The 6998-nt window shown below is 64.3% G+C and carries 8 protein-coding genes and 1 rRNA gene; 3 read left to right on the top strand and 6 right to left on the bottom strand.

The window, feature by feature from the left end; genetic code table 11:
* Positions 1–186 precede the first annotated feature (186 nt).
* Positions 187–299: ribosomal RNA gene (rrf, locus tag CEY08_RS17795) — 5S ribosomal RNA — on the top strand.
* Positions 300–501: 202 nt separating this feature from the next.
* Here rrf and CEY08_RS17790 read toward each other — a convergent pair.
* Both CEY08_RS17790 and CEY08_RS17785 read right to left on the bottom strand, forming a co-directional pair.
* The gene (locus CEY08_RS17790; protein ID WP_076814948.1) at positions 502–1242 is read right to left on the bottom strand and encodes an aldolase; all 741 of its coding nucleotides are present in this window, start codon (positions 1240–1242) and stop codon (positions 502–504) included.
* A 44-nt stretch (positions 1243–1286) separates the two neighbouring features.
* Complete coding sequence (locus CEY08_RS17785) at positions 1287–1997, bottom strand: haloacid dehalogenase type II (protein ID WP_076814946.1); 711 nt, start codon at positions 1995–1997, stop codon at positions 1287–1289.
* Between the two features lie 108 nt (positions 1998–2105).
* Here CEY08_RS17785 and CEY08_RS17780 point away from each other — a divergent pair, with 108 nt between their 5' ends.
* On the top strand, positions 2106–2978 hold the full coding sequence (locus CEY08_RS17780; protein ID WP_076814945.1) for a LysR substrate-binding domain-containing protein: 873 nt from the start codon (positions 2106–2108) through the stop codon (positions 2976–2978).
* A gap of 10 nt (positions 2979–2988) precedes the next feature.
* Here CEY08_RS17780 and CEY08_RS17775 read toward each other — a convergent pair whose 3' ends face one another.
* The 3 genes from CEY08_RS17775 to CEY08_RS17765 form a co-directional block, all read right to left on the bottom strand.
* On the bottom strand, positions 2989–3393 hold the full coding sequence (locus CEY08_RS17775; RefSeq protein WP_063962586.1) for a YchJ family protein: 405 nt from the start codon (positions 3391–3393) through the stop codon (positions 2989–2991).
* A 20-nt stretch (positions 3394–3413) separates the two neighbouring features.
* Complete coding sequence (locus CEY08_RS17770) at positions 3414–3686, bottom strand: GNAT family N-acetyltransferase (RefSeq protein ID WP_063640937.1); 273 nt, start codon at positions 3684–3686, stop codon at positions 3414–3416.
* 100 nt (positions 3687–3786) lie between these two features.
* Positions 3787–4740 carry a 3-hydroxyacyl-CoA dehydrogenase NAD-binding domain-containing protein gene (locus CEY08_RS17765; protein ID WP_076814943.1) on the bottom strand — a complete coding sequence of 318 codons (954 nt, stop codon included), beginning with the start codon at positions 4738–4740 and terminating at the stop codon, positions 3787–3789.
* Positions 4741–4860: 120 nt separating this feature from the next.
* Between CEY08_RS17765 and CEY08_RS17760 the strand changes: the two genes are divergently transcribed.
* Positions 4861–5493, top strand: coding sequence for a hypothetical protein (locus CEY08_RS17760; protein WP_042794617.1), 633 nt, complete (start codon positions 4861–4863; stop codon positions 5491–5493).
* A 40-nt stretch (positions 5494–5533) separates the two neighbouring features.
* Here the strand turns inward: CEY08_RS17760 and CEY08_RS17755 are convergent, their stop codons facing one another.
* The gene (locus tag CEY08_RS17755; protein WP_084738589.1) at positions 5534–6931 is read right to left on the bottom strand and encodes an MFS transporter; all 1398 of its coding nucleotides are present in this window, start codon (positions 6929–6931) and stop codon (positions 5534–5536) included.
* Positions 6932–6998 lie beyond the last annotated feature (67 nt).

Below are 6998 nucleotides of genomic sequence, written 5' to 3'. Positions count from 1 at the left end.
TATGACCTGGTGATATAGCGTACCAAGTGTCGTTCAATACAAAATCTGGCTGCACCGTCGGCAGCCAGCCAACACCAATTACACCCCATCGTGCGTGATCATCGAGTCTGACTCTGATCGCCACGCGTTGTGTTTCTTCCAAGATTGGAGCGGTTGCGTTTACCCGCAACTGCTCAACCAGTTACGCTTGACGACCATAGCGAGTTGGTCCCACTCCTTCCCATCCCGAACAGGACAGTGAAACGACTTTGCGCCGATGATAGTGGACGGACGTCTGTGAAAGTAGGTCATCGTCAAGCTTTTATTCCGCAGAACCCCACAGGTAACCCCTGTGGGGTTTTGTCTTTGTGACGCCGCAGTAAAGAAAAATCCCTCGCCGGAAGAGCCTGCGAGGGATTTTTGTTTTGGCGCACGCGTTTGGCTTGCTTAGGGCTTGGCGCGCTTAGGACGTTCGCTTAGAGGGGCGCTCGCTTAGGCGCCGGGTGCTTTGGCATGACGTGCTTACGGCAATTGGCGCCGCAAGGCAGCGAAGAACAATTCGGATTGCAGGCGTTCGCCCTGGACTTGAGCCGCAACTTTTGCGGCCAGTTCGGGGTCGACGGGGACTAGCGGGCGTCCCGTGGACTGGGCAAGCACCTGGGCAGTACAGGCGCGTTCCAGGAAGAACAGGTCGTCGTAGGCATAATCCAGCCGCTCACCGCAAACGACGACGCCGTGATTGCCGAGAAACACGACATCGGCACCCTGCATCGCATGCGCGATGCGTTCGCCTTCGCTGACGTCCAACGCCAGGCCGTTGTAGTGCTCATCCACGGCCAGCCGGCCATGAAAACGCATGGCGTTCTGCGAAAGCGTGGTGTCGAGCCCGCGATCGGAGGTCAGGGTCAAGGCGGTGGCGTAGGGCATGTGCGTGTGCAGGACACAAGCTTTCCCGGCAATGCGGTGGATCGCTGCGTGGATGAACATGGCCGTGGGTTCGACTGCGTGTCGGCCAGCGAGTTTGTTGCCTTGGGCATCGATCAGCACAATGTCGTCCGCTTGCACTTCGTGCCACATCAGTCCACGGGGATTGAGCAGGAAATGCTCGGAGTCTCCGGGCAAGGCCACGCTGAAGTGATTGCACACGCCTTCTCCCAAGCCATGCGCCGCGGCGGCTCGCAACGCGAGCGCCAGATCGGCGCGCAGCGCGGCCACGGGTTCGGCGTGAAAGAGCGCATCGGCAAAATGGGGTTCTTGGTTCATGGGTTCCTTTGGAGAGTAGGGATCGGGGAAAGAGGCGTACCCCTTCATAGCCAGCCGGCATCGCGAAACAAGCCAGGCACGCGGTCCAAGGTCCCTACGGTAGCGTCAGGTTGATAGTCGGGCAAGGGCTGGCGGCCAGTGCCGCGATCTATCCAGACGCAGCGAAAGCCTATATCGCGCGCAGCCGCAAGGTCCAGGTGCGGGCTGGCGCAAATGTGCACGACTTCGTCGGGAGTAACGCCCAGACTGCGATGGGCGTGAGCGAAGATTTCGCGTGCGGGCTTGTAGGCGCCTGCTTGCTCGGCCGTGACGACGCGGTCGATATGGCCGCCCAGTTGTGCGACATTGCCGGCGATGATCGCGTCGTCGGTGTTGGAGATGATGCAAAGCCGAAAGCCCGCCTGCTTCAGGGCAGCCAACGTTTTCACGACCTCCGGAAAAGGAGGCATGGCGGAGATGCTGCCGACCAGCATATCGGCGTATTCCGGCCGATACTCAAGCGCGAGTTCTTGCATGGTGAGCCGAAGCGCTTCTCGGCTGACGTCGGCAAAACTGCGATGTGGGCGCGCGCGTTCCAGCCGGTGTTCATGGGTGTCGTAGACGTGCAGGAAGTGCGCGGGAGTCTGTCCTTGCGCGCGGGCGTCGGTGGCCAGAATGCGGGCAACGGCTGCTTGGAGGCCCTCGTCCCACTGGATCAGGGTGCCGTAGCAGTCGAAGGTAAGCCATTGAGGACGGGGTAGTTGCGCCAAGGGCATGGTGGTTCCTTGAGAGGGTTGGGACGCTTTCAGCGTAGGCCGCGCCATAAGAGTTGTAAAATTAATAATGGAACTCTAGTCAGTTGATTATTAAATAACCTGCTCGCCATGCTCGATCTGGAACTGCTCAAGACCTTGGTGTGCGTCGTGGACGAGGGAAGTTTTACGCGCGCAGCCAGCCGGGTGCATCGCACCCAATCTACCGTCAGCCAGCAGGTGCGCAAGCTGGAGCAGAATGTCGGCAAGACGCTGCTGTTGCGGGACCGCGCGGGGGGCAACGTCGCTATGACCGAGGACGGCGAACTGATGGTGGCTTATGCGCGCCGCTTGCTGGCCATCGCCGGCGAAGCCGAGCACATACTGTCAGCGCCCCGCAAGACGCGGGCGCTGCGGTTGGGGATACCGGAGGATTTCGACGTGGCCCGGCTGACGGCGCTGCTGGCGGGATTCGCCGAGAGCCATGCGGACGTGTTCCTGGAGACGAGGAGCGGCATGAGCGGGGAGCTGCGTACCGGATTGGCCTCGGGCGAACTGGACCTGGCGCTGATCAAGCGCGAACCGGGCGACGGGCCTAGTCTGGCGGCGTGGCCGGAGCGCTTGGTCTGGGTGGGAGGCAAGCACAGCAGGGCCAGGGACGCTGCAGTGCCGCTGGTCGTCTTCCCGCAGGGCTGCATCTATCGCAAGCGTGCAATCTACGCCTTGGAGAGCGCGGGCAGGACCTGGCATATCGCGTATCACAGCCACAGCCTGGCAGGGGTGCAGGCCGCTGTCGCCGCCGGGCTGGGCGTGAGCGTGCTGCCGGCGTTTGCGTGCCTGGACACGCATGAGGTGCTGGGCGCGGATGCGGGCTTTGCGCCCGTGCCGCCGACCGAGCTGGCCATCGTGGGCAACCAGCGCATGCTGAATGCGGCCGAACAGCATCTGGTGATGGTGCTGAAGCAGGCCGTCGAGCAGGACGGCCCGGCCATGGTTTCCGCATGAAGCGCCGGAATCAGTTCAGGTCGCCATCCACGTAATACCACCGCCCGTCTTCGCGGACGAAGCGGCTGAGCTCATGCAGGCGATGGGCCCGGCCGGCTTGGCGGCTGCGCGCGACGAATTCTACCGTGGCGTGGTCCGCGTCCTGCACGAACGCTTTCTTGACTGCGAGCCCGAGCCATTTCAGGTCGGGCGGATTGGGCTCAAGTGCAGCCGGCCGGGTGGAGGAATGCCAGGTCGCCAGCAGATAGGGCAGCTTGTCCAGCACAAACGCGCTGTAGCGGGAACGCATCAACGCTTCGGCGGTGGGCGCCTGCATGGCCTGCGGGCCTTCGTGCCAGCGGCCGCAGCATTCGAGGTAGGGCTTGGGGCCGCCGCAAGGACAGGCGTTAGCCGGGAGCTTGGATGACTTGGTCACGATGGAGACGCTGGATACGTTCAGGCCAGCAGATCGCTGTACTCGGGATGGCGGCGGATGTAGGCGTCGGCGTACGAACACAAGGGACGCACTTTCCAGCCCTGGGCGCGCGCGTCGTCCAGCGCGTGACGGGTCAGCGCCGCAGCGATGCCCCGCCCGCCCACTTGGCTGGGCACGCCCGTGTGGGTTATTGCCATGGTGTTGCCTTGCAATTGGTAGTCGAGCACGCACAGGACGCCATCAACGGTGGCGGTGTAGCGGGAACGAGCGGTGTCATGCGTTACGGAAATCATTTGGAGTGATCCTGCGATCGAAGGGGCGGGCTGTGGCCTGCCCGTATCAAGGGTTATGAGGATTTACTGGCGTGACGTTGTTGCATTGGCCGATGCCGATTCAACGCCGCAGTGTTTTCAGCAACGCGGTGAGTTGCGCATCGCGAGCCTGGACCAGATCGGCAATGCTGCGCGTGCCGGCCTCGGCATTGACGCCCGCGATCAGACGCTGCTGCAGTTCTGGCGTGACGTCAGGCGCGCCAAGGTCGTCCCACCAGGTTTGGACGGGACCCAGCAGATGGTCCATGAAGTTTGCCAGACCGCCGGCGCCACCGCCCAGGTTGAAAGTCATGTGCGGACCGAACAGCGCCCAGCGCAGCCCCGGGCCTTGCGACACGGCGGCGTCGATGTCGGCGACGCTGGCGACGTTCTCCGCCGCAAGATGGATTGCTTCGCGCCACAGGGCCGCTTGCAGGCGGTTGGCAATGTGGCCGGGGACTTCCTTGTTCAGGCGGATGGGGTACTTGCCCAGGCTGCGGTAGAAGGCGATGCAGCGGTCGATGGTGTCGGCCGAGGTCTGTTCGCCGCCCACTACCTCGACCAGGGGAATCAGGTGAGGCGGATTGAAAGGATGGCCTATGACGAAGCGCGAGGCATGGCGGCATTGCGATTGCAGCCGGCTCATGATGAGCCCCGAGGAGCTCGACGCCACGATCACGTGCGGCGGCAACACCGCATCCATGCGGGCGAAGAGGCTAGTCTTGAAGTCTTCGCGTTCGGGCGCGTTTTCCTGCACGAAGTCCGCGCCGGCCAGTGCTGCTTCCAGTTCCGGTTCGAAACGCAAGCCGTCGGCGGATGCGCCAGGCAGCACATGCCCAAGTTCGGCGAGCACGGGCCATGCGGCCTGCACGCGGGCGCGCGTCAGCGATTCGGCGTCGGGGGCCGGGTCACTGACGACGACCTCGAGGCCGCGGGCGAGGAACAGCGCGGCCCAACTGGCGCCGATGGTGCCGGCGCCCACGATGGCGACTCGGCGGATGGCTGGCGGATTGGACGACGTGGCAGGGGTGGACATGCGGGGTCTCCTATGAGCGCGGATAGGAACATTGTGAAGCAAACGCCGGCCCGTTGCCACGCGGGCGCGGCGCGGGCAAGATGACGGCTCACGTTTGCATCCTGAATCCCGGAGTTCCGCATGAACGCGACGCCTGCCCCACGATCCGCCGTGCCGTACTTTTGCCAATGGGAGTCGGCGCATCTGGCAGGCGACATCATTCAAGGCAAGTTGGCGCTGGCCGATGACCCGGCCTGGCGCGGCTCCGGCGCGCGCGATGTGGACGAGTATGCGCGCTGGGCCAGCCACGTCTGCGGCATGGCCTGCCTGAAGATGGTGCTGGCTGCGCGCGACGGCCGGGATTACCCGACACTGGAGCTGGCGCGGGGCAGCCTGCCTTATGGCGCCTATACGGTGGAAGGCGAGCAGATCAAGGGCATGATCTACGCGCCGTTCGTGCGCTATGTCGGTGAGGTGTTCGGCCTACAGGCCCGGGTGCACGTGGATCTGCGCGTGGACCAGTTGCCCGGCCTGATGTCACAGGCCGCGTACTTCATGGCGTCCGTGCATCCGTGGATACGCTGGCCGGAACGGCAGCCGCCCAAGAAGGGCGGCCATCTGGTGCTGGTGACGCGCGCCACGCCGGACTCGGTGGTTTTTCACAATCCCTCTGGAGAGCCGGGCACGCAGGCGGACGTCGCCTTGCCGCTGGCCGTATTCGACGAGTTCTTCGCAGGACGCGGCGTGGCAATTCTTCCTGCCACGAACGCCTGAACGAGGCTGCGGTCGGGATTTTGCGTTGGCGTTCAGGCGTTCAGGCGTTCCGAGCATGCAGCAGATGCCGCCAGGCCAGCATGGCCGCGAGCAGGTAGCCCAAGGTGATAACGACGTAGGACACGGGTAAATTCGCGTGCCAATCAGGCAGCAGATGCAGAATCGCGCCCATCAGGGCGACGCCGACCAGCGCGCCCGATTGACGATTGGCATTCAGCGCCGCCGCCGCGCTATTGGCATGGCTTATGCCCGAAACCTGCATGACCACGCTGGTCATCGCGGGGACGGCGACGCCCACGCCCAGGTTGGCAACCGCGACGATGAGGGCTAACGGCCAGTACGCCATGTCGGGCGAGAAGGCGAAGATGCCTGCGGCGCTCATGGCCGTGGCCAGCGAGACGCCGCCCACCAGGGACGCCGATACGTTCCAGCGCGCGGAGACGCGGCTGGACAGCAGATTGCCGATGGAGAACACCGCAAGCATGGGCACCAGTTGCACGCCCGTCTGCAAGGCGTCCGCGCCGCGACCCTGCTGCAGGAACAGGCTGAGTAGAAAGAGCTGTCCGTAGGCTGCAAGATTGATCAGAAAGCCCACGCCATTGGCCGCCGCGAACTGTGTGGTGGCAAACAGGGCGCGCGGGATGATGGGTTCGGCGTGGCGGCGTTCGCGCCGCACCAGCAGCACGGCGGCAGCCAGGCACAGGGCGACCATGGCCACGATGGGGCCGGACGACCAACCGTAGGCATTGCCCTGGATCAGTGCGAAGCACAGCGAGGACAGTGCGATCACGCCCAGCAGGTGGCTGACCGGATTGAGCGCGCGCGGCCTGCGCGGAGCCGCAAGAATACGGTTGCGCGCCAGCCATAGCCCGACCAAGCCCAGGGGTATGTTGATGAGGAAAATCCCGCGCCAGCCGAACTGGTGGATCAGCACGCCGCCCAGCAGCGGGCCGGCGGCGCCGGCTACCGCCACGATCGCGGACCAGGCCGCCAGCATGCGGTTGCGGACTTGCTCATCGTCATAGGCATGGGTCAGCAGGCTGAGGGAACTGGGCATGAACAGGGCGGCGCCCAGCCCCTGCAGCATACGCGCCAGGATCAGCATGTCGGCGTTTGGCGCCAGGCCGCAAAGCAAGGATGCCAGGGTGAATACACCCAGGCCGGCCAGGTAGACCCTCTTGGCGCCATAGCGGTCGGCCAGCGCCCCGGCCACGAGCAGCAGCGCGGCGAAAGTGAGGGTGTAGCCATCCACGATCCAGACCAGGTCCGTCAGGGGAACGGTGAACTGGAGCGCGATGCTGGGCAGCGCGACGTTGACGACGGTGACGTCCAGCATGGCCATGACGAAGCCGATGGCCAGCGTGACGAGCGGCAGCAGGCCGGTGGCTGGCTTGGCACCGAGAGTGGGGGCCGGAATGTTGGAACAGGCGGAGTTCATGATTGATGAGGAGGCGGCGGCTTTCGAGGAGTGAAGCTTAGGCCTGTAGTCCGATGCAAAAAAGCCG

Source organism: Achromobacter insolitus (assembly GCF_002209555.1).
Lineage (GTDB): Bacteria > Pseudomonadota > Gammaproteobacteria > Burkholderiales > Burkholderiaceae_B > Achromobacter > Achromobacter insolitus.
This window is presented reverse-complemented; position numbering and strand designations above follow the sequence as displayed.

Excerpts from the sequence above, each read along its gene's own strand:
- CEY08_RS17780 (WP_076814945.1), top strand. The coding sequence starts at position 2,106 with ATGCTCGATCTGGAACTGCTCAAGACCTTGGTGTGCGTCGTGGACGAG.
- CEY08_RS17790 (WP_076814948.1), bottom strand. The coding sequence starts at position 1,242 with ATGAACCAAGAACCCCATTTTGCCGATGCGCTCTTTCACGCCGAACCC.
- CEY08_RS17755 (WP_084738589.1), bottom strand. The coding sequence starts at position 6,931 with ATGAACTCCGCCTGTTCCAACATTCCGGCCCCCACTCTCGGTGCCAAG.
- CEY08_RS17765 (WP_076814943.1), bottom strand. The coding sequence starts at position 4,740 with ATGTCCACCCCTGCCACGTCGTCCAATCCGCCAGCCATCCGCCGAGTC.
- CEY08_RS17785 (WP_076814946.1), bottom strand. The coding sequence starts at position 1,997 with ATGCCCTTGGCGCAACTACCCCGTCCTCAATGGCTTACCTTCGACTGC.
- CEY08_RS17760 (WP_042794617.1), top strand. The coding sequence starts at position 4,861 with ATGAACGCGACGCCTGCCCCACGATCCGCCGTGCCGTACTTTTGCCAA.
- CEY08_RS17770 (WP_063640937.1), bottom strand. The coding sequence starts at position 3,686 with ATGATTTCCGTAACGCATGACACCGCTCGTTCCCGCTACACCGCCACC.